23 protein-coding genes are annotated in these 20,320 nt (G+C 34.5%); 15 read left to right on the top strand and 8 right to left on the bottom strand.

Annotated features, from left to right (window positions below; translation table 11 throughout):
• Positions 1–46: 46 nt before the first annotated feature.
• Together BLT48_RS07960 and msrA are read right to left on the bottom strand one after the other, a co-directional pair.
• Positions 47–637, bottom strand: coding sequence for a CDP-archaeol synthase (locus BLT48_RS07960; RefSeq protein ID WP_176944157.1), 591 nt, complete (start codon positions 635–637; stop codon positions 47–49).
• A gap of 201 nt (positions 638–838) precedes the next feature.
• Complete coding sequence (gene msrA / locus BLT48_RS07955) at positions 839–1,678, bottom strand: peptide-methionine (S)-S-oxide reductase MsrA (RefSeq protein WP_089977048.1); 840 nt, start codon at positions 1,676–1,678, stop codon at positions 839–841.
• A 243-nt stretch (positions 1,679–1,921) separates the two neighbouring features.
• Between msrA and nth the strand changes: the two genes are divergently transcribed.
• Positions 1,922–2,578: an endonuclease III gene (gene nth / locus BLT48_RS07950; protein WP_089977043.1), complete on the top strand. Its 657-nt coding sequence runs from the start codon at positions 1,922–1,924 to the stop codon at positions 2,576–2,578.
• A gap of 214 nt (positions 2,579–2,792) precedes the next feature.
• On the opposite strand, the gene BLT48_RS07945 is transcribed toward nth, so the two are convergent.
• The gene (locus BLT48_RS07945) at positions 2,793–3,794 is read right to left on the bottom strand and encodes a nucleoid-associated protein (RefSeq protein WP_023179432.1); all 1,002 of its coding nucleotides are present in this window, start codon (positions 3,792–3,794) and stop codon (positions 2,793–2,795) included.
• A gap of 264 nt (positions 3,795–4,058) precedes the next feature.
• On the opposite strand from BLT48_RS07945, the gene BLT48_RS07940 reads away from it, so the two are divergent.
• From BLT48_RS07940 to BLT48_RS07930, 3 genes are read left to right on the top strand one after another with little or no spacing between them, the layout of a single operon-like run.
• Positions 4,059–5,318 (top strand): MFS transporter, encoded by a 1,260-nt coding sequence (locus BLT48_RS07940; protein WP_176944098.1) that lies wholly within the window; start codon positions 4,059–4,061, stop codon positions 5,316–5,318.
• 17 nt (positions 5,319–5,335) lie between these two features.
• Positions 5,336–5,620 carry a DUF2087 domain-containing protein gene (locus BLT48_RS07935; protein WP_089977036.1) on the top strand — a complete coding sequence of 95 codons (285 nt, stop codon included), beginning with the start codon at positions 5,336–5,338 and terminating at the stop codon, positions 5,618–5,620.
• A 20-nt stretch (positions 5,621–5,640) separates the two neighbouring features.
• Positions 5,641–6,021, top strand: coding sequence for a DUF3021 family protein (locus tag BLT48_RS07930; protein ID WP_034538718.1), 381 nt, complete (start codon positions 5,641–5,643; stop codon positions 6,019–6,021).
• A gap of 189 nt (positions 6,022–6,210) precedes the next feature.
• Here the strand turns inward: BLT48_RS07930 and BLT48_RS07925 are convergent, their stop codons facing one another.
• Positions 6,211–7,554 carry an Nramp family divalent metal transporter gene (locus BLT48_RS07925; protein WP_089977033.1) on the bottom strand — a complete coding sequence of 448 codons (1,344 nt, stop codon included), beginning with the start codon at positions 7,552–7,554 and terminating at the stop codon, positions 6,211–6,213.
• Between the two features lie 445 nt (positions 7,555–7,999).
• Here BLT48_RS07925 and BLT48_RS07920 point away from each other — a divergent pair, with 445 nt between their 5' ends.
• Complete coding sequence (locus BLT48_RS07920; RefSeq protein ID WP_089978723.1) at positions 8,000–8,866, top strand: MurR/RpiR family transcriptional regulator; 867 nt, start codon at positions 8,000–8,002, stop codon at positions 8,864–8,866.
• Between the two features lie 44 nt (positions 8,867–8,910).
• Here the strand turns inward: BLT48_RS07920 and BLT48_RS07915 are convergent, their stop codons facing one another.
• Complete coding sequence (locus BLT48_RS07915; protein WP_089977030.1) at positions 8,911–9,888, bottom strand: Gfo/Idh/MocA family protein; 978 nt, start codon at positions 9,886–9,888, stop codon at positions 8,911–8,913.
• 55 nt (positions 9,889–9,943) lie between these two features.
• A complete protein-coding gene (locus BLT48_RS07910; protein WP_089977026.1) occupies positions 9,944–10,960 on the bottom strand; it encodes a Gfo/Idh/MocA family oxidoreductase in 1,017 nt (338 codons plus the stop codon).
• Between the two features lie 448 nt (positions 10,961–11,408).
• Between BLT48_RS07910 and BLT48_RS07900 the strand changes: the two genes are divergently transcribed.
• The 4 genes from BLT48_RS07900 (at position 11,409) to BLT48_RS07885 (ending at position 13,672) form a co-directional block, all read left to right on the top strand.
• Positions 11,409–12,311 (top strand): helix-turn-helix transcriptional regulator, encoded by a 903-nt coding sequence (locus BLT48_RS07900; RefSeq protein ID WP_089977021.1) that lies wholly within the window; start codon positions 11,409–11,411, stop codon positions 12,309–12,311.
• Between the two features lie 64 nt (positions 12,312–12,375).
• On the top strand, positions 12,376–12,723 hold the full coding sequence (locus tag BLT48_RS07895) for a hypothetical protein (RefSeq protein ID WP_089977018.1): 348 nt from the start codon (positions 12,376–12,378) through the stop codon (positions 12,721–12,723).
• A gap of 21 nt (positions 12,724–12,744) precedes the next feature.
• Positions 12,745–13,062, top strand: coding sequence for a nucleoside triphosphate pyrophosphohydrolase family protein (locus tag BLT48_RS07890; protein ID WP_089977014.1), 318 nt, complete (start codon positions 12,745–12,747; stop codon positions 13,060–13,062).
• Positions 13,063–13,078: 16 nt separating this feature from the next.
• Positions 13,079–13,672 carry a GyrI-like domain-containing protein gene (locus BLT48_RS07885; protein WP_089977010.1) on the top strand — a complete coding sequence of 198 codons (594 nt, stop codon included), beginning with the start codon at positions 13,079–13,081 and terminating at the stop codon, positions 13,670–13,672.
• A gap of 213 nt (positions 13,673–13,885) precedes the next feature.
• Here the strand turns inward: BLT48_RS07885 and BLT48_RS07880 are convergent, their stop codons facing one another.
• Positions 13,886–14,251, bottom strand: coding sequence for a winged helix-turn-helix transcriptional regulator (locus BLT48_RS07880; protein WP_089977007.1), 366 nt, complete (start codon positions 14,249–14,251; stop codon positions 13,886–13,888).
• A 139-nt stretch (positions 14,252–14,390) separates the two neighbouring features.
• Between BLT48_RS07880 and BLT48_RS07875 the strand changes: the two genes are divergently transcribed.
• Positions 14,391–15,227, top strand: coding sequence for an aldo/keto reductase (locus BLT48_RS07875; RefSeq protein WP_089977003.1), 837 nt, complete (start codon positions 14,391–14,393; stop codon positions 15,225–15,227).
• Positions 15,228–15,243: 16 nt separating this feature from the next.
• Entirely contained in the window at positions 15,244–16,038 is a 795-nt protein-coding gene (locus tag BLT48_RS07870; protein WP_089976999.1) for an SDR family NAD(P)-dependent oxidoreductase, read from the top strand.
• 563 nt (positions 16,039–16,601) lie between these two features.
• On the opposite strand, the gene BLT48_RS07865 is transcribed toward BLT48_RS07870, so the two are convergent.
• Positions 16,602–17,462 carry an SDR family oxidoreductase gene (locus BLT48_RS07865; RefSeq protein ID WP_089976995.1) on the bottom strand — a complete coding sequence of 287 codons (861 nt, stop codon included), beginning with the start codon at positions 17,460–17,462 and terminating at the stop codon, positions 16,602–16,604.
• Between the two features lie 149 nt (positions 17,463–17,611).
• Between BLT48_RS07865 and BLT48_RS07860 the strand changes: the two genes are divergently transcribed.
• The 4 genes from BLT48_RS07860 (at position 17,612) to BLT48_RS07845 (ending at position 20,295) form a co-directional block, all read left to right on the top strand.
• On the top strand, positions 17,612–17,956 hold the full coding sequence (locus tag BLT48_RS07860; protein ID WP_089976992.1) for a winged helix-turn-helix transcriptional regulator: 345 nt from the start codon (positions 17,612–17,614) through the stop codon (positions 17,954–17,956).
• A 34-nt stretch (positions 17,957–17,990) separates the two neighbouring features.
• The gene (locus tag BLT48_RS07855; RefSeq protein WP_089976988.1) at positions 17,991–18,383 is read left to right on the top strand and encodes a DUF1398 family protein; all 393 of its coding nucleotides are present in this window, start codon (positions 17,991–17,993) and stop codon (positions 18,381–18,383) included.
• Positions 18,384–18,460: 77 nt separating this feature from the next.
• Positions 18,461–19,420: a glutathione S-transferase family protein gene (locus BLT48_RS07850; protein WP_089976985.1), complete on the top strand. Its 960-nt coding sequence runs from the start codon at positions 18,461–18,463 to the stop codon at positions 19,418–19,420.
• A 32-nt stretch (positions 19,421–19,452) separates the two neighbouring features.
• On the top strand, positions 19,453–20,295 hold the full coding sequence (locus tag BLT48_RS07845; RefSeq protein ID WP_089976982.1) for an endo alpha-1,4 polygalactosaminidase: 843 nt from the start codon (positions 19,453–19,455) through the stop codon (positions 20,293–20,295).
• Positions 20,296–20,320 lie beyond the last annotated feature (25 nt).

Here is a 20,320-nt window from a genome sequence, read left to right as displayed (position 1 = left end):
AAAGTCCAATAGATTGTCTATACACCTCTTTGTACATCTAAAATAATTAGAATGGATTTTTTCTTAATTTTAAAAAATACAATAACTGATTGATCACAATATGAGTACCTGCTCCTAAAATGATGAAGCCGAAAAATTGAGTCCAACTTATGGGAACCAGAACTGCTACGATTAAAGCACACCCCAGCAATGAATCTGCTTGGTCAATAAAAATAAAGAACCATTTCCATTGATTATTTGCTGGTTTGCCTGGCATGATTTCTAAACGGCGTTTCATAAAACTATTCGGTAATTCAAAAACAATATAGGCTAGTCCTAATAAAAGTCCAATCCAAAGATTCGTTAGTATAGAATTTGCATAGACGTCGTAGAATAGATTCAGCGATTCAAGAGAGGGAATAGTTTTTAAAATGAGCCCCCAGACGATCTGAGATAGTCCGCCAAAAAGAATCATGCCAATAAAGCCTTTCCAAGTTTTGTTTTGACCAAATAATCGCTTTCCGTCCGATAATAATCTACCTGCATCCATGGGGATATTTAAACGTTGATAGGTAGGGTATTTACAAAAAGCCATATTGGCAACACCTGCAAAAATGACTGACATTAATGTAACGTATAAACTTAAAATTGTTTCCAACACAGTAATTTCCTCTTTCTCTTATAAAAATATAAAGGTTTCTCTTTATGGTAAACTATTTTTGTGAATTTTTAAACAAAATCAATTCAATGAAAAGATAAATGACGTTCTAATCATTCTTCATTTTTAAAACAAGGAACGAAGAAAAATAAAATAGCTATTCAATATGGTAGAGAAGAATAGCTAGCATGGCACAGTTCATTAAGGTTTTCGTGTAAAATGATTAAGTTCTTTCCGGATTTTACCTTGCAAACGTTGGTAAGCCAAAAACTGTTGACGGGAACGCTCAATTCTTTTGTATCTCTTTCGATTTTTCTTATAAAATTGCTGGTGGAAGTTTTCTGCTGGCCAAAATACAGACGTTGGCTCAATTAATGTAACGATTGGACGCTTGTATTTTCCGGATTCTATTAATCGTTGTTTTGACTTTTCAGTAATCTTTCGTTGTTCTTCATTTCGAACAAAAATAATCGGACGGTATTGACTGCCGCGGTCTTGAAATTGACCAAACGCGTCTGTTGGATCTGTCAGCTGCCAATAAAGTTCTACCAGTTCTTCATAGTGTATGATCCGCGTATCAAAAATAATCTCAACTGCTTCGACATGCCCTGTGTACTGGCCGCTCACTTGGTCGTAAGTGGGATGATCCATATGCCCTCCAGTGTAACCCGATAAGACAGAAATGATTCCATTTTTGGTTTCAAAAGGTTCTACCATACACCAGAAACAGCCCCCTGCAAATACCGCAGAATCTTGGTAAGTCAGATCATCAATGGAGTGTTTTGTAAAATCAAATTGAGCGTCGGCACTAGCATTTCCAGTTATGCTGTTATAAAAATCTGTCACGTCAGGCGTTAAGTTGTTTCTTAATGCTAGCGGGCGTAATTTAGCTTCAAGCTTTGAAAGCTGGTCGTCAATAGTTGCACCCTCTTCTAAGGCATTTTTGGTCGAAGATAGTGCTGACCGTTCCCATTCACGAGTCGCGGGATTGAGGATCAGATTATATAAATCATTGAGCGTTTCTTCGTCATTCTGTCTCATATAGAGGACCCTCCTTAGGCTTGTTTTTGAGGAATAAATCTTTAATTTATTATACATCAGCCAGCAGTGCTAAAGAACTGTTGAAACGTTATTTTGAACATGAAAAGTCAGAATGGCATGTCTCTAAGTAAAGCTATCCTTATGATTCTGGCTTTATAGAAATTAAGATACTAATAAACTTGATTTTAGTGTTATTGAAAGTATGTTATATTAAAAAAAACTAAATAAAAGAAAGGAAAGCTTATGCTGACAAATGAAGCCGCTCAACACGTTATCTATGAAATTATGAAACTTTATCCTGATGCTGTCCCAATGATGCGTTATCAAAATCCATTTCAATTGTTGATGGTCGTTATATTAAGTGCTCAGGCAACAGATATTTCAGTCGCTAAAGTGACAGACCAATTATTTAAACGCTATCCAAATCCTCAAGCTGTTATTGAATCTTCACCTGAAGAAATTGAATCATACATAAAAACAGTCGGACTCTACCGGAATAAAGCAAAGTATATTTATAAAAGCAGTTGTCAATTACTTGAAAAGTTTGATGGAAAAGTTCCAAGTACACGTAAAGAACTTCAATCATTAACTGGAATTGGACCTAAATCAGCTAATATATTATTGAATGTCGCATTTAACCAAGAGGCTTTTGCAGTGGACACACATGTTGCACGAATCTGCAAGCATCACAAAATAGTAGAAGAAAATGCCACACCCAAACAAATTGAAAAACGCGTGACAGAAATTATCCCAGCTAAATACTGGGGAAGAGCACACCAATCTATGATCTCCTTTGGAAAAGAAATATGTACATCTAGAAATATGAAGTGTCATGATTATCCACAGCTGTATGAGAATTTAGAAGAAGTAGATCCAACTGACTCAATTGATGCTGTCTAAATTTAACTATGTTTATTTAGTCAGAAATCAAAAAAATCTAATCAATCTGTGACGCTAAAAGGATTTAACATTTTTCATTATTGATGCTTTCATTTGTATTGATAATGGGCCTACGAAAGTACATACTATTCAGCAATGGTTAAACAATCGCTGTCATAAAAGAAAAATCTTCCTCTGTACTGAGCATTGAAAGGCTCATACAAAGGAAGATTTTTTAGAATAAGTTTTTGATTTTTTCGATATTTTTGATCATTACAGAAGTCGTCCCGTCTGGATTATTAATAAACTCGACAACATCTGGGTCTCTGTAAAGTTCTATAGGAATGCTGATCTCGATTCCGTTATCTAAACGGAATTTTTGTTTGGAATATTTTGGTCCAGCTACTGCCACTTCAGCAGGAGCACGATCTACGTAACCTAACTCTTTGATTTCTTCAAAAAACTTTTCTTTTTTCGCATGATTATCCCCATATAGAGTCTCAGCAATCACTTGATTATCAATGACGTTTTCTTCCGTCATACTATGGACAAGTGCATCTTTCGTATCAGCCAGTACTTGGAATTCTTCATCATCAAATGCCTTGCTTGTTTTTTGAACGGCTTTTTTGATAATCGAAATGTTCTCTTTAAGACTAGGTTGAGGTTTATCTTCTAAAAATAGTTCTGTGAAATAATAAATTTTCTCTGCTAATTCATCAATTAGGTGCTTTTTCTCAATCACATGGTATTCCATGGTATTCAAATTTAGCACCATTCCTTCTTGAATCGCTTGGCGTGCACTCGGTAAGATAGAACGGTTAATGATCAACTGATTCGTTAGCGTTTCTTCTTCATAAGAGACATAGTGAGTGATGCTGTCAGAATAATTTAATTTGAACAGACCTAACTGCGGTACTTCGTCCAAAGTAAAGTAGACAAATAATAAGTCAGCTGGCGGTATTTCTGGATTAAGTTTTGTAATGGAAAAGAATTTTTCGGTCAACGTTTTGGTTGTCTCAATAAAATCAGTTGGAATCGTAGAAAAAGTTTGGTTTAAAGGATTATTTTCGGTTAATATCCCGGTTTTCATGTTGTCTGAGTCTTCTACTTTTTCAATCATGGCATGGAGATAATCAAATGTGAATTTCTCTGTAAGATCTAAGCCGGCAAAAGAGAAGATAGGTTCGTTACTGTTCAAATCAAAAATGTGTAAAATGGCTTCTTTTATATAAATCATCTTGTTCCCTCCGTTTTCAGTCACGCTTATCAGTATCTCACAAATTAGACATTCGCAAAAGCAAATTTTAGGTGGAAAGTTACTTTATAAGTTTGAATAAAATTGTTTAGGATATTGACTCTCATCTATTTTTAATGATATCCTTCTTATGAGTAATAGATGTTTAGAAGCTAATAGTTACTAGTATTAGTCATTAAAACAAATAGTAACGGAAGAAAGGCAAAAAGTATGTTAAACACAATACATAAAAAGTCAAAACTGCAAATGATAAAGTCTGCAGTCTCTAGCCTTATTGGATCATTAGGAAGTTCAATATTTTCATTTTCTTTAGGATTGATGTTAATGGAAAGAACGGGTTTATCTATAAGCTTCGCACTCTCGATAATGGTATCTGCGTTAGTTAGTCTCTTTTTTGCTCCTTTAGTTGGCCCTATTGTAGATAAACAAAGCCGAAAAGCTGTTATTTTACTTAGTCAATCTATAGTGATAATGGCATTGATCTTATATACTATCTATGCCTATCTATCAGATAATCATATCTTTTTAGTAACCATCATACTTATTGTAATTTTGAGAATAAGTGATGAGTTTACAAGTACTGCCCAAGAGTCCAGCAAAGCTAATATTGTTTTAGAAAGTGATTTACAAAAATTGTCAGGATACCAAGAACTTAGTTCAAATTTATCAGGTCTATTTTCTTCGGTTATGGGCGCGCTATTGTACGCAGTATTTCCATTCAGTATCCTTATTGGGATTGAAATACTCACTGAACTATTGACATTAGTTTTAACATGGTCGATTGATTTTAAATTTACTAAATCTGACAACATGGAATTCAATGATAATTTGGAAGTTTCAAGTTGGAAATTATTTCTTGAAGGACTTCATTATCTTAAAGTACAACCTTACTTAATGGTAGCTATGATTGCGTGTATGGCTATTAATTTCTTTTATGCCATTACATTTGTTGGTCTACCTTCATTCTTATTGCAAACATTACAATTTAATTCACTTCAGTATAGTGTCACGCAAGGAGCCACTAGCTTAGGTTTTATACTAGGTGCTTATATGTTGACGAGAAAAAAAGAAACAGACACTCCTGTCTATGACTTATTGCGGCTCAGTAAAATTCTTCCGCTAATTTTTATTGGGATTGCATTATCGGCATTAAGTAGTTCAAATACAGTTATTATGATTTGGATCAGTATTTTAATGATACTAAACGGACTTTCTAATTCGCTTTTGAATATTCCTTTTTCAATTTGGATGCAAAAAAATGTACCAACGAATATACAAGGCCGAGTCTTCCATTTGCTGGGAGTATTATGCACATGTATACAACCTATAGGCATCCTTATTTATGTAGCGCTTTTCGATAATAAAATTGGAGTACCGGTAGTATGGGATTCATTTATATTCATTATTAGCGGTATTGCCATGTATCTAGCCGTATTTTTATATATTAGATTTGGTAAATTCGATTTAAAAGAAGCAGTTATTATTGATAGGGAAAATAAAGTGTAAAGAGGGAGAAATGACTTATGAGGTATCACTACATAGAACAGGGAAAAGAAAGCGTAGTCACGAACTTTATGAAAAACAACAAAGTGACTAAAGTGCCAGAGAAAGAAAAAAAGAAATATATTTTATTAGCGGAATTTATTACAAGATTCGAACAAGGTAAAATTTATACGGAAAAAGAAATAAATGCGGAGTTACTTAAAGTGTATCCAACAGGAGAGTATGTTGAACAGAGAAGATATTTAATCACCTTTAATTTTTTCAAAAGAAGCAGCGATGGTAATCAGTATTGGTTAAATATATAAAAATGCGAAAGGATAGACAAATGAAACTATTTTTAAAAGGATTCATTAGAGGAGCAATTCCATTTATTTTTATGTTGGTCATGTCAGTGTGGGAGCTTATTCAAGGTTCATCTAGTGATGCGAGGACATTCTTAATAAACGGGCTTATAATTATGTTTTTGGGAATAGCGAGCGTCATCTATGAAATCAACCGCTGGAATTTCTCCAAACAAATCATAGTTCACTACATAACAATGTTGCTTACGGTATTCCCCATTCTTTTGCTAAGCGGTTATTATCCGTTGAGCTCTTTTGATGATGTACTAAATGTATTTTTACTTTTTAACAAAGTTGGCCTTATGCTTTTTTTTGCAACATTTATAATTGCCAAAGTGCGTAGAGAGTTTAGAAAACGAAATTGATATTTACATCTACTCGTTCTGTGATGGCTTAATGCTATTTTATAATTTATCAACAATAGCATGTACATTAAAGATGTCGAAAGACCAAAAAGACGACGGCTAGTTTAATTAGCTGTCGTCTTTTTGTTGCTGAGATCGTTTAAATGATAGAGTAAGCCTATTTAATTATTAAAGGAATCAGACAAATAGTTATAGGCCAATCAATGTATAGACTACTAAATAAACGTTTAAACAAATAATAATAACAGTAGCTGTCCAGGCCACTAGTTTGACCCAAGTTGAGTTTACGAAACTTCCCATTTTATGTTTATCACTGGTGAATAAAACCAGTGGAACAAGTGCAAAGGGGAGTTGCATACTTAAAATAACCTGACTGAATATTAAAAGATTGGTAGTTCCATTTTCTCCGGCAATAATGGTCACAATAAATACTGGAATTACAGCTAGTAATCTTGTGATGATTCGGCGTACCCATGGCTTAACTCTTAAATGAATAAAGCCTTCCATAACGATCTGACCGCTTAATGTTCCGGTGATGGTTGAGTTTTGGCCAGAAGCTAGTAGAGCAATTGCAAATAAGGTACTCGCTATAGATGCGCCAATAGTTGGTGCAAGTAAAGCATAAGCATCTTCTATTCCACTGACAACTTGTCCGTTGCCGTAAAAAGCTGACGCACCTAAAATTAAAATCATCGAATTAATCAAAAAAGCAATGGTTAAAGAAAAGATAGAATCGATTCGAGCAAAGTTTACCGCTTCTTTTTTTCCTTTTTCTGTACGTTCATAGCTTCTCGTTTGAATAATTGAAGAATGCAGATATAGATTATGGGGCATAACTGTGGCACCTAAAATTCCTAAACCTACAAATAGGATCGAAGGGTTTGTAACAATATCTGAACTAGGAATATAACCTTGAACTAAGTCTGTGACATTTGGATTGGATAATAAAATTTCATATGCAAAAATGATAAAAATCGTAGCCATTAAGATAATAACGACACTTTCAATAATACGAAAACTGCGTTTCTGCAATAAAAGCAACAAGAGCACATCTAATGTTGTGATTGTTACACCTAAAAGGATGGGAATGTTGAACAATAGTTTTAGAGCGATAGCAGATCCAATAACCTCAGCAATATCGGTAGCGATAATGGCAACTTCTGTTAAAATCCATAAGAAAAAAGATAATTTTTTTCCGACAGAAGCACTAGTTGCTTGAGCTAAGTCCATACTTGTGGCGATTCCTAATCGCGCAGCCATTTCTTGCATTAAGGTTGCAATTAAACTAGCAATCAATATGACACTTAATAAGGTATAGCCAAATTCAGATCCACCCTCTATAGATGTCGCCCAATTACCCGGATCAACATACCCAACAGCCACTAATGCGCCTGGACCCATAAAAGCAAGCAACTTTCTTAGAAAAGAAGCATTTGCTGGTGGGATTTTTACTGAATTATTTACTTCTTCCAAGCTGATAGAATCTATTTTCCTTATCCAGCCTTTATTCCTATTTTTTTCATTTTTGTCCATTTTACTTCATATCCATTCGTATTTTATTCTACTTGTAACAGTAGTTAGTTTAGAACTCTAGGTATCTTTTGTAAATAGAAAACCGCCGTTATTAAAAAAATTCACAAGAACTAGTAGATAGTATTTATACCGCTCACTATGCAAATTATAATATCTTGCGTAAGCGAAATTAACAGATTATAACTGATTCGATTCGATGAAGATATTGAAAAACTAGGAGTAAAGGTTACGAGGAAAAGACTGGGAAAGTACTGACATAAAAAATTAAAGAGACTGTAGATATGCATATTCCATGCAAACCTACAGCCTTTTTAATTTGAAAGGGGAGATTTATACCGCAGTTTCATAGTTTGTTTATAAAAAGATACTATTTTACACTTACGGTTATATAGTAAACTATAACTAAATGATATAGAATCATTTTATAAAGGAGTTGTTAAATTTGGTGCAAGTATTGAATAAGTTGAAAGATCAAACGAACTTTACAAATACAGAAATGAGAATTGCTGACTATATCATTCAAAATATCACCACGATTCCTACGATATATATTGAGGATTTAGCAAAATTAACATACACTTCTCACTCAACAATTATCCGTCTCTGTAAAAAAATTGGGTATGATGGATTTAGAAGTTTTAAGGACGCTATTTCAGGTGTAGTTTATAGCCAAATGCATTTACCTAGTGAAGTGGATGCTAACTTTCCTTTTAAACAAGAAGATTTAACCATGGATATAGCTAAGAATATGGCAAATTTAACGATTGATACGATAAAAAAAACGTTAAATCAATTAGATGAAGATTTACTACAGTCAGTGGCAGAAATCCTTTTCAACTCTAAGCATATTTTTCTGTTTTCTCGTGGTGATTCACAAGTACGAGCGAGAAGTTTTCAAAATAAATTAGTAAAGATTAATAGATTTGCTATTATTTCTGAAGAATATGCAGATGAGGCATGGAATGCTTCTAACCTTACTCCAAAAGATTGTGCTTTATTTCTATCTTATAGTGGAACTAGTCCACAATATAAGCGTATGCTACAACATTTTTCTAACAAAAATATTCCAACCATTTTGATAACAGGAAATACAGAATCTGATTTGATTAAATTAGCTGCCAACACGATAGTAGTAGTCCAGGAAGAATATGATTTTGTAAAAGTTGGAACTTTTGCATCACAAGTTGCCTTTCAGTATGTATTAGACACATTATATTCTATTTTATATGCAAAAGAATATAGAAGTAATTTGGAGAAATTAAAAGAAAAACAGTCACTCATTCAAAATGGAATTTTGTCAGAAGAGCTATGACCTGTCCATATATTGAAAAAGCACCTGTTTTTTGCTTTGAAAATTTAGCCTAATGTTATACCTGCAGTTTCTAATCCTTTATCTACAATGGACATAACTATTTCACTGTGATCAAGGTGTTTTATCATAGTTTCAACGTCAGATTCTCTTATGATTCTTTCAAATTCAATGAATTCTTCGTACATCCGGTGCGTATGCACTTTAGAATCAACGATTTCGCTCTTATTTTGATGATCGATTACAGTAAAACGGTCGATGGTGCTTGTAGGTCCTTCAATAATAATAGCTCCTTTTTCGCCTTGGATAATGGTTCGTATCGGAGCTGTAGAATCTTTAGCACCTATACAGACTACTTTTTTATCCCCGTAATCAAGACTTAAGATGCCAGAAGTATCAATTCCATTTTCAACATTTGCCAAATAGTTTACTATTTGGGGCTCCCCAAAAAGACCCGTTACAAAATGAATGTTGTAAATATTAATATCCATTAAAGCTCCCCCGCCCATTTTGGGATTGAAAGCTGGTAATATATCTCCTTTTTTGAAGGCATCATACCTTGATGAATATTGAGAATAATTACATTCAATAATTTTAATAGCTCCAATAGTATTGATGGCTTCTTTTATTTTTTTATAATTGGTTAAATATTGATTGGTTATAGCTTCTAACAACATGACTTTGTTTGCTAAAGCTAGTTCTCTCAGCTCTTTCATTTCTGATAAGTTTAAGGTAAAGGGTTTCTCACAAATAACATTTTTTTTACTCAGTAGGGCTTGTTTAGCAAAAGAAAAATGCAAATGATTAGGCAACGCAATATAAACGGTATCGATATTCTGATTGTTTAAACAATCAGAATAATTAGTTGAGACTTGACGAATACCATATTCATTTTTTAAAAGCTTCATTTTATCCATGCTTCTATCCGTTCCCACAATTGCCTCTAATTGAATCCCTGGAACATCACAGACCATAGTTAAAAAATCATTTACTATCATTCCAGAACCTATAATTGCAAGTTTCATTATAAACCTTCTTTCTTAGTTGAGTGATCCTTGTTTTTTTAGACAAGTTGATAAGTTAGTATTTAATACTTTGAATCCCTTCTTCAAGTATTTCTAGTTGACGAATCGTTTCTTCATCTTTCACTGTTTTATCTTTTCCATTTATAATAGACTCATATAAACCTTCATAAACATGACTGTAATCTCCAATTTCTGAAATGACTTTTTCTTCATGATATAAACCATCAGCATCTATATAAGTTACAGTACCGTAATGTTCTGGGGTATCTATACCAAAATCAGGATTAGTTGGCATATAGAATAATTTTAGATGTTCTTCCTGCCTATCTTTTTCTTGCTTGATAAACATACCTTTTTTACCATATAGAACAAAACTTGGTCGTGGTTTTATTCTGAAATAACTTGATTTAACAGAAACTTTTATTTTTGAATAGTAAAAGTCTAAGTCAAAATAATCATTCATACGATTAGGACCCAATAATTGCCTTACATCATAATGAATAGAATCTGGATCTCCAAAATAGGAAAGAACTTGATCGATTGTATGGCACCCATGGCCATATAAATAACTTGAAGAGGCTGAAAATTCTGTGCTGTTTTCTGGAACTTCTGGTCTAAAATAATCATAATGCATTTCAACTTCTAGTAATTCACCTATCATGCCACTTTCAATAATTTTTTGAGCTGTCAGAAAATCTGAATCGTAACGTCTGTTTTGGTAGCATTGAACGAGTAAATTTTTTGATTTTGCTAACTCAAATAGTTCTCTTGCTTCTTCAGCAGTTTCGGTAAATGGCTTTTCAACTAGTGTATTTTTTCCGTTTTCTAGTGATAATTTTGCAAATTCAAAATGTAATGAACTTGGAAGGCAGATTGCCACTAATTGAATTTCTGGATCATTCCAAATATCTTCTAAATTTGTTGTATAGTGGACTCCAGGAACCTTATCCCATGAACTATTTTCATGACGAGAATAGATTGTCTTCACTTTAACGTTCTCTGTTTTTAATGAAAAAGGTAAATGATAGCGATTCGTACTTTTTCCGTTACCAATATAAGCCATTGTTAACATTTAAAAAACCTCCTATAGTATCTGATAATTAGATTATATATGAAAACGAGTGAAATATGCTGTTACTCATCCATTAAGGTTCCCATGTTCTTTTTTCTTCCAAATAAAGTGAGTTAACCTGAACATTATGTTCATAGATGGTCTTCATAAAATTTTTTTATAGTGAACTTCAAGAATTAAAATAGTAATATAAAATAAAGGTTTAGAAGGAATTTGGATGCTATTAAATAGAAATTAAATTGTTTAAATATAGGGAGGTAGTTGATATGGATAAAATTCTTAGGGGGTTTCTAATATTTGAATTAGTAATTACAACTATTTTTGCCTATCCATTAAGACGATCAAGAAAGACTTATAAGATGATTGAACGTAAGAATGGAATCAGTATTAAGACCCAGAAAAGAAGATTTAAGCAACTTTTTAAGAGTCAACATGAAAGTGTGAATATATGAAATCAAACCGCTTATTTCAAATGGTCTATTTGTTAATGAGTAATGAAAAAATGCCAGCAAAATTATTAGCCGATAGATTAGAAGTTTCAGTAAGAACAGTTTATCGCTATATTGATAATTTATCAGAAGCAGGTATCCCGATTTATACTAGTCAGGGGAGAAATGGCGGGATTTCTTTGTTGCCACAATTTAGAATGAATAGTACCTTGGTTTCAGAAGATGAGCAGATAAATATATTATCTTCATTGCAAAGTTTAGTAGGAGTTGGTCAAAGTGATCAAGAAACGTTGGACAAACTATCCGCAGTCTTCCAAAAAGAGCCAATCTCTTGGATTGAAATTGATCCTTCAAATTGGAGTAACAGTCAGGAACAAAAGTCGACATTAGCATTGATAAAACAAGCCATTTTTCAATCTGAACTGCTTACTTTTAACTATTTGAATGCTAAAAATGAATATCTATCAAGAAAAGTCTACCCTAACCAAGTTATATTTAAAGATAAGGCATGGTATTTGAAGGGGTACTCCATTGAAAGAAAAGATTGGCGATTATTTAAGTTAACTAGAATGCATAAGACTGCTATAGTTTCTGCAGAATCCAAGTCCCAACGAACTGTTGCTCCCATAATGGTGCAACAGGAGGATAAAAAAATAACTGATTCAATATCCTTAACTTTGAAAATCAACGCTAAAATGAGTTATCGTATATTTGAAGAATTTACTCAAGAACAAATCAGCAAAATTGATGACAACTATTATCTTGTCAATTGTTTAACCAATGATGGCGAGTGGTTAGATAGTTACTTGCTTTCGTTTGGTAAATATTTACAAGTGTTGGCGCCAACTATAATTCAAAATCGATTAAAAAAAGAATTAAAAAGTATGCTTGATTATTATTAAAACGTGACAGACTATTGTCATGTTTTTTTTTATATACTTCAAATATAAGAAAGGAAGTGTCAAAATGGAAAAACAATTACCTGAGATTATTTCAAAATATATTGAAGCTAGTAATGATTTTGACGAAACTGGATATGCAGACACCTTTATCGACAATGGTGTTATCGATGAACTATCAGTCGGCAGAAAATTTGAAGGCGAGGAAGAAATCAAACAATACTTTAGAAATTATTTTATTGACTACAAGACCAGCACGAAAATTCAAGAATATCAGATCAAAGACAACGTAGTCACTGTAAAGGTTATTTTTAAAGGGAGTTTTCCTAATGGAGGGCAGGGGATTTCAGGATTTTATGAATTTAGTTTATCGCCGACAGGAAAAATTGAGCAGTTGATTGCCGATCTTAAATAGAATAAAGAGGAGAAAAATAGGATGGATATTAATGAATTAGTGCAACGTTCAGATGAGATTAGAGAACAGTATCACCGAATTGAGCAAGCAACCCAAGGGGAAAAATGGACGATAGAACAGGACACATTAGCATTTTTGACTGACGCTGGTTTATTAAGTAGGTTAATCATGGACAAAACAGGCAGCTGGCCGACTGGGGAGAATAACGAAAAATTATTAGCACATAAAATTGGGGAAAATATTTGGTGGCTTACAATTCTTGCCAATCAAGCGAACATCAATGTTGAACAAGCATTAGATACTTTTCTAACGGAAACCAAAACTAATTTATCAAATTAATAAAGGAGGCTTTTAAATGGCAGAGATTAAATTGACTGAACACTATTCGGCAACAAATATTCCAGAGATCGTCCATACAGAAGCTGTTAACTATTTATCGATTCTTGGAAAAGGGGCTCCAGGAAGCACTGAGTTTTATCGAAAGAAAGCTTTAGTTGCAGATATATCAAAAAAATTGGATCAACAAATAAATGTGCCAGTTATAGAAGTTCAATATTGGTATGCAAAAGGTGCTAAACCAGCTAACATTGCGGATTTCTATACTGCTAACCCCTTGTCGTTGCTAGAATACCGGATCATGACGAAAACGTCTCAACTTTTAACAAAAGAAGAAATTGAAGAGATTATTACTGCTAGTTCTAGTTCAAATAAAAAGTCTTCTGATATTCTTGAACCTTTTTCAATCCCAGCCCAAACAGTCATTCAGGTTATGCACCATGGACCTTTTTCTGATGAACTTAGAACGCTTGCTGATTTAGAAAGGAATGCTGAACAAAATGGTGTACGACGTAGTGGTTCTCATCTTGAGATTCACCTAGACTCATTTACAGCAAAAACTCCTCAAGATACTCTACGTACAATTCTTCGTGATCCTGTTCGGAAGGTATGAAAAAAGCATCTGACCTAATGTAGCGACCTCTAAAGTTAAATTAAAAAATTAACTTTAGAGGTCTTTTTATAGTTAAATACGAGGAAGAATTTAAATAGCGTGTAGTTGAGTATTACAGCTGGAGTAATAGCAATCATAGACAAATAGATTATATAATGTTTCTATCTAAGGACGGGATGATTATCTAATGTTTTATTTTTCGTATTTGAACGTTTAAAGTTCAGTATGTTCTAAAATAATGTTCTCATTAAATTGTGTTTTCCGGCGATCAATATGCTCTTCGCCCCAAGTACATAACAATTCTAAAACGGGTTCTAAAGAGCGGCCATAAGTGCTTAAAGAATATTCGACTTTAGGTGGTACTTGTTCATAAACGGTGCGATCAATCACTCCGGAATCCTCTAACTCACGTAATTGTTGAGTTAACATTTTTTGAGTAATTGTGGGCATAAGACGTTTTAATTCAGAAGGCCGTCTGGTGTCATGCTTTAAGTGACACAGAATAATCGGCTTCCATTTTCCGCCAATTACTTCAATGGTAGCTTCAACCCCAATACCGTAAACAATTGTTGGTTTCATTTTTATTTTATTTCTCTCCTTTTTATAGGTACTTTTTAGTTCCTATAGCACAAAAAAGTACCTACTTCCCATTAAGTTGTATAGGGTCTATACTAACGACATGTTAGGCAAATGTAAATATAAAATTGGAGGAATATTTATGAAAACGCAAGAAATTATTACTTTGAATAATGGAGTTGAGATGCCGACTTTAGGCTTAGGCGTTTTTCGGGTGGAAGATTATAAAGAATTAGTTGAGGCAATTAAAACGGCTATTGTTGCAGGTTACAGAAGCATTGATACGGCAAGTATTTATGGCAATGAAGAAGCAGTAGGCGAAGGGATTCGTCAAGGGATTGCTGCAGCGGGGATTAGTCGTGAAGATTTATTTATCACTTCTAAAATTTGGAATGAAGATATGCGTAGTGAAAAAGTAATAGAAGCTTATCAAACAAGTTTAGATAAAATAGGCGTGGATTATTTGGATTTATATCTGATTCATTGGCCAGTTGCAGAACATTATGTTGCTGCTTGGCAAGAAATGGAAAAACTTTATGCCGCTAAAAAGGTTCGGAGTATCGGGGTAAGTAATTTTCAAGTTCATCATTTAGAGGAATTGACGAAACACAGTACTGTAACCCCGGTTATTAATCAAGTGGAATACCATCCCTTGTTAACTCAAGGAGAACTAAAGGATTATTTAACAAAAAAAAATATTCAAATGGAAGCTTGGTCTCCGTTGATGAATGGAGAAATTTTGCAAAATGATTTAATTTTAGCGTTAAGTCAAAAATATGGGAAGTCAGCTGCCCAAATTATTTTACGTTGGGATTTACAAAATGGCGTTATTACAATTCCTAAATCAACCAATGCAGATCGGTTACTTGAAAATAGAGCTGTTTTTGACTTTGCATTAACTGAAGAAGAAGTCGCAAGTATTACAGCATTAAATCAAAACCGTCGAATTGGTCCAGATCCAGACAATTTTGAATTTTAGAAAGGAAGAGCAGACTATGAAAATGCAAATGACTGGGTTAACCGCTCTTGTAACCGGCTCAACTAAGGGGATTGGAAAAGCCATTGCTCTAGAGTTAGCCAGTGAAGGCGTAAATGTAATTATTAACGGACGTGGTAAGGTAGATGTTGATACAGTGATTGCTGAAATTCAAACAAAATTTCCTACTACCAACCCTCAAAGCGCAGTTTACGATTTAAGTCAGGAAAAAGAAATCAATCAATTGATGGAGAAATTTCCGCAAGTAGATCTGTTAATTAATAGTTTAGGTATTTTTAAACCAACGGACTATTATGAGATTAATGATGAAGAGTGGCTACGTTTTTTCAAAATGAATGTCCTAATCAGCAACACCTTAGCGAAACAGTATTTACCGCATATGCTTAAGCTTAATTTTGGACGGATTGTTTTTATTGCTAGTGAAGAAGCGTTAATGCCTTCTGGGGAAATGGCTCACTATAGTATGACTAAAACCATGCAGCTTTCTCTAGCTAAAACTTTAGCTATCCAAACCAAAGGAACACAGGTTACAGTCAACACTGTTTTACCTGGGCCAACCTTAACTGAAGGGGTTAGCGGGATGCTAGAAGGATTTTACGGAAAGGAAAACATAAGCTTTGAAGAACAAGAACGTCGCTTCATGGCGGAACACCGTAGCGCTTCTTTGATCCAACGATTTATTCCAGCAGAAGAGTTAGGTCGCTTAGTTACCTTTGTTTGTAGTCCTCTAGCAAGTAGTTTTAGCGGTTCGGTTATTCGAGCAGATGGTGGAATGGTACCCACTATCTTTTAGAAAACGGACAAGGAGTAGCGTATTTAAGGTAAACAAATACAAGTCATGATGATAAGAGAAGTTGGCAGATGATTGAATCATCTGCCAACCTCTCGCTTTTTTTTATTCTATATTCATTCAATTTATAGGGTGATGCATTCGTGCTAATCTTCAAATTTTGTACTTTTTGAGTCAATGTTTATTTGAGTGAGTTCCTTCACTTTTACGATATCTTTAGATGATTCAAATAATCTAAACGGAATCAGGATAGCTCTTTGTGGGGCAACATAGAATATAAACATATTATTGATATTAAGAACCCAGTTAATTTTGCCCCGTTCGATGATTTAAAGCTTCCGGCTGGCAGTCCAGCAGCTAAAGTTGCAAAAAACTGCTGAATGCTGCTGGGACTGAAAAAATTAGTGTGAATAGCGATTTTGATGTCTTTAAAGAACTTTATGTCAAAAAAGTGCTTAGAAATAGATGAACTTTATCAAAAGCAAAACAAATAAGAAGGAGCCTTTAATAAGGTTTCTTCTTATTTGTTCTCTACATGATTGAAGAATAAAACTACTTATAAACTGTTATTTTTGTAAGAACTCTTTTAAAGCATCAACTAGCGGTGTCAATGGTTTGCCTAACGTTTGTTCAAAATCATCTGACATAACATCCAATTCTCCATTACGAATATCATTCTGAATCATTAAGATGAAGCCGACAACTGCCTCAGGAACGCCATTATTGGTTAATGCAGTTTGATAATCACTATCATTCATTTTAACGACCTTAAATGCTGAGCCACTAGCAATTTTAAGAGCCTCTGCTAATTCTACATAAGTAATAGGATTGCCTGATAATTCAAGTACTTCTGGTGTTGCTGCTTGTCCAGTTAAGACATTGATGGCAGCTTCGGCATATTCACGTTTTAACGCCCAACCCGTTTTGCCTTCTCCAGCAGAATACGTGAAAGGATGGCCTGCTGCTGCAGCATTTAGTGTGTCCTTTTCGTTTTCTATATACCAGTTGTTGCGTAAAAAAGTGTGGGAAATGTTGGATTTAGAAATTAATTGTTCCGTTAAAATATGGTCTTGAGCTAAAGGACTTTTGGATTCAGCACCTTTAGGGAAACTTGTATAAGCAATAAATGAAATGCCAGTCTTTTTAGCAGCATTTACAACATTTTTGTGCTGCTCACCACGTGAAACTACTGCACCAGGTTGTGAGGAAACAAATAATAAACGATCGATGCCGTTGAATGCCTCAATCAAACTTGCATAGTCGCCAAAATCACCAATACGAACCTCAACTCCATGTTCACGCAGCATAGCAGCTTTTTCTTCTGTTCGTGCTAATACCACAATTTCATTTAACTCAACTTGTTCTTTTAAATAATGTAAGGCATGAGTGCCTAGTTCTCCTGTTGCGCCTGTTAATAAGTACTTCATTTGGTATCAACCTTCCTACTAGTTAGATTCTTAGCTTGTTTCTTTCAAGTTCTACTATTATAATAGGACTCTAAGTAACTTATGTAAAGTAAGTACTTTGGAGTTACTTAGTGACTAATAAGTAACTAATGTGAAAGGAAAGGGTTTCTATGCGTAACAAAGTTGTAGCTTGTCCAGTAGAGACGACATTATTGTTGATAAATGATCGCTGGAAAGTAATGATATTAAGAGAGCTGTTAGATGGGACTAAACGATTTGGTGAATTAAGAAAAGCTATTGGAACGGTTTCGGCAAAAGTTTTGACGTCACATTTACGGTCTATGGAAGAAGATGGATTGGTGGATCGTGAAATTTTTGCAGAAGTCCCTCCACGTGTGGAATATACATTGACGGAATTAGGCAATAGTTTAAAACCAATTTTAGATGCGATGAAGGATTGGGGCACAAACTATCAAGAAATGGTTACGGTTGAAGTTGAACAGCCAAAAGTGTAACCGAAGCGTCATTCATTAAAAGGAGATAATAAATATGAGTTTAAACAAACAAGAGATTGAAAAAGCTGTATATGCAGAAAAAAATGCAGGTGGATTTGCTCAATTGATGCAGGAATTCAAAACGTTAGGCATTAAACGTTACGATTACCTAGTTGCTGAAGGACTGTACCGTTATTTTGATGAAGAAAGTTCAGTCGATTTGCCTTTAAATGGGAAACCGAAAAAAGTTGCTGAACAAAGTAGTCCTGAAGCTATCAAAATAGCTGTACAAAGAGCGCAATCTGGGGAGTTTGATTTTGAAACTTTTTGTGAGTTAGCTGGAAAAGCTGGTGTTCCTTTTTGGACGAGTGATTTAGTGTTGAAGCAAGTGGTTTATTATGACACGAATCATAAAGCTTTGTTAGTTGAACCGATTCCTGGATTATAAATTAAGCCCTACCTATAATAAAAAGAGAAGATAAATAAAATAAGAGATAAAGATTAGTAGTTGAAAGGGGAATAATGATGGGTTTATTAGTAGATGGCAAGTGGCATGATCAATGGTACGACACGGAAGGCAGCGGTGGACGATTTATTCGTCAGGAATCACAATTCCGCAATTGGATCACGCCGGATGGAAGTGCTGGACCAACTGGTAAAGCCGGGTTTAAAGCAGAACCTGGACGCTATCATTTGTACGTAGCCTTGGCGTGCCCTTGGGCAAATCGTGCGTTGATCATGCGTAAATTAAAAGGATTAGAAGAGATGATTTCGGTATCTGTTGTGAATCCTTTGATGGCCGAAAATGGCTGGACATTTGATGCAGAAGAAGGTGTGATTCCGGATCCTGTAATTGATGCAGAGTATGTTTATGAACTGTATACACATGTAGAGCCGAATTATAGTGGGCGTGTAACGGTGCCTTTATTGTATGATTTGAAACAAAATAAAATCGTCAACAATGAATCTTCTGAAATCATGCGGATGTTGAATTCTGCATTCAATGAAGTCGGTGCAAAAGAAGGCGATTATTATCCTGAAGCATTGCGTCCAGAAATTGATGAAATCAATGAAAAAGTGTATCATGCAGTTAATAATGGAGTATACAAAGCTGGATTTGCGACGAAGCAAGAAGTTTATCAAGAAGAAGTGATGAACTTATTTGCTGCGTTAGATGAACTTGAAGAACGCCTAGAAGAGAATCGTTACTTAGTAGGGGAGCAAATCACTGAAGCAGACTGGCGTTTATTTACTACACTGATCCGTTTTGACAGTGTTTATCACGGTCATTTCAAATGCAATATCAAACGTATTACAGAGTACAAGAACCTATGGCGCTACACGCGAGAATTATACAATTGGCCGGGGATAGCGGAAACAGTGAACTTCAAACACATAAAAGATCATTACTACCGCAGCCATAAAAATATCAATCCAACTGGCATCGTTCCAGCAGGACCGGAATTGGATTTTAGTTTGAATTAAGTGGATAGCGAGAGAGATAAAGGAGCCATTACATGAAAACTACTGCAATACGTTTTTTGATAGGAGCAATGGCTATTCTAGGAGTAACAGGTTGTGCAAACTTAGAAGGAAAAAGCAACAGTAAACTCGAAAATACAGGTGAGTATGGTGTATTTTTGAGTCTAGATGGAAGCAAAGCGATTGAAGCTAGTGAAGGTTACGAAACGGTCATTATTGATGCACAAAATCTCTCCAAAGCAGAAATTGCTGAGATGCAAGCTCGAGGTCAAGAAGTCTATAGTTATTTAAATATAGGATCATTGGAGACTTTTAGACCTTACTATAAAGAATTTCAGTATCTTACTTTGAGCCCTTATGAAAATTGGGAAGAAGAATATTGGGTCGATGTAACCAATGAAGACTGGCAAAAATTTAGTGCCGTTACTTTAGCTAACGAACTACTTGATAAGGGAATTGATGGCTTTTGGATCGATAATGTAGATGTATACTGGCAATTTCAAACAAAAGAAACGTATATTGGAGTGGAAAAAATCTTAAAGACACTCATGAGCTATGGCAAACCGGTCCTTATTAATGGAGGAAATGAATTTGTTAGTGCATATTTACAGCAAAATCAGCAACTAGATGATATTTTGACTGGTGTAAACCAAGAAACCGTCTTTTCAGCTATTGATTTTGAGGAAGATAAGCTGAGTACTCAAACAAAAGAAAATCAAACCTACTACTTAAATTATTTATATACAGTTGATAAAGCTGGGAAAGAGATCTATTTGCTTGAATACTCTACAAAAAAAGAGCTGGCTAAAGATGTCCATGACTATGCGACTAAAAGAGGCTGGCAGTATTATATATCCGATTCGGTGGAGTTGGACTAACTGTGCCTGATCGCTAAACTAGTGA

The sequence above is a fragment of the Carnobacterium viridans genome (genome assembly GCF_900102725.1).
In the GTDB taxonomy this organism is placed as follows: Bacteria; Bacillota; Bacilli; order Lactobacillales; family Carnobacteriaceae; genus Carnobacterium_B; species Carnobacterium_B viridans.
Note: the sequence above shows the minus strand (reverse complement) of the source record. Positions and strands in the feature narration are given on the sequence as shown.

What these genes read in the sequence shown, in the direction of transcription:
- BLT48_RS07945 (WP_023179432.1), bottom strand. Translation starts at nt 3,794, where the DNA reads ATGATTTATATAAAAGAAGCCATTTTACACATTTTTGATTTGAACAGT.
- BLT48_RS07895 (WP_089977018.1), top strand. Translation starts at nt 12,376, where the DNA reads ATGGAAAAACAATTACCTGAGATTATTTCAAAATATATTGAAGCTAGT.
- BLT48_RS07900 (WP_089977021.1), top strand. Translation starts at nt 11,409, where the DNA reads ATGAAATCAAACCGCTTATTTCAAATGGTCTATTTGTTAATGAGTAAT.
- BLT48_RS07935 (WP_089977036.1), top strand. Translation starts at nt 5,336, where the DNA reads ATGAGGTATCACTACATAGAACAGGGAAAAGAAAGCGTAGTCACGAAC.
- BLT48_RS07890 (WP_089977014.1), top strand. Translation starts at nt 12,745, where the DNA reads ATGGATATTAATGAATTAGTGCAACGTTCAGATGAGATTAGAGAACAG.
- BLT48_RS07880 (WP_089977007.1), bottom strand. Translation starts at nt 14,251, where the DNA reads ATGAAACCAACAATTGTTTACGGTATTGGGGTTGAAGCTACCATTGAA.
- BLT48_RS07860 (WP_089976992.1), top strand. Translation starts at nt 17,612, where the DNA reads ATGCGTAACAAAGTTGTAGCTTGTCCAGTAGAGACGACATTATTGTTG.
- BLT48_RS07845 (WP_089976982.1), top strand. Translation starts at nt 19,453, where the DNA reads ATGAAAACTACTGCAATACGTTTTTTGATAGGAGCAATGGCTATTCTA.
- BLT48_RS07930 (WP_034538718.1), top strand. Translation starts at nt 5,641, where the DNA reads ATGAAACTATTTTTAAAAGGATTCATTAGAGGAGCAATTCCATTTATT.
- BLT48_RS07865 (WP_089976995.1), bottom strand. Translation starts at nt 17,462, where the DNA reads ATGAAGTACTTATTAACAGGCGCAACAGGAGAACTAGGCACTCATGCC.
- BLT48_RS07870 (WP_089976999.1), top strand. Translation starts at nt 15,244, where the DNA reads ATGAAAATGCAAATGACTGGGTTAACCGCTCTTGTAACCGGCTCAACT.
- nth (WP_089977043.1), top strand. Translation starts at nt 1,922, where the DNA reads ATGCTGACAAATGAAGCCGCTCAACACGTTATCTATGAAATTATGAAA.
- msrA (WP_089977048.1), bottom strand. Translation starts at nt 1,678, where the DNA reads ATGAGACAGAATGACGAAGAAACGCTCAATGATTTATATAATCTGATC.
- BLT48_RS07915 (WP_089977030.1), bottom strand. Translation starts at nt 9,888, where the DNA reads ATGAAACTTGCAATTATAGGTTCTGGAATGATAGTAAATGATTTTTTA.
- BLT48_RS07875 (WP_089977003.1), top strand. Translation starts at nt 14,391, where the DNA reads ATGAAAACGCAAGAAATTATTACTTTGAATAATGGAGTTGAGATGCCG.
- BLT48_RS07855 (WP_089976988.1), top strand. Translation starts at nt 17,991, where the DNA reads ATGAGTTTAAACAAACAAGAGATTGAAAAAGCTGTATATGCAGAAAAA.
- BLT48_RS07925 (WP_089977033.1), bottom strand. Translation starts at nt 7,554, where the DNA reads ATGGACAAAAATGAAAAAAATAGGAATAAAGGCTGGATAAGGAAAATA.
- BLT48_RS07885 (WP_089977010.1), top strand. Translation starts at nt 13,079, where the DNA reads ATGGCAGAGATTAAATTGACTGAACACTATTCGGCAACAAATATTCCA.
- BLT48_RS07850 (WP_089976985.1), top strand. Translation starts at nt 18,461, where the DNA reads ATGGGTTTATTAGTAGATGGCAAGTGGCATGATCAATGGTACGACACG.
- BLT48_RS07940 (WP_176944098.1), top strand. Translation starts at nt 4,059, where the DNA reads ATGATAAAGTCTGCAGTCTCTAGCCTTATTGGATCATTAGGAAGTTCA.
- BLT48_RS07910 (WP_089977026.1), bottom strand. Translation starts at nt 10,960, where the DNA reads ATGTTAACAATGGCTTATATTGGTAACGGAAAAAGTACGAATCGCTAT.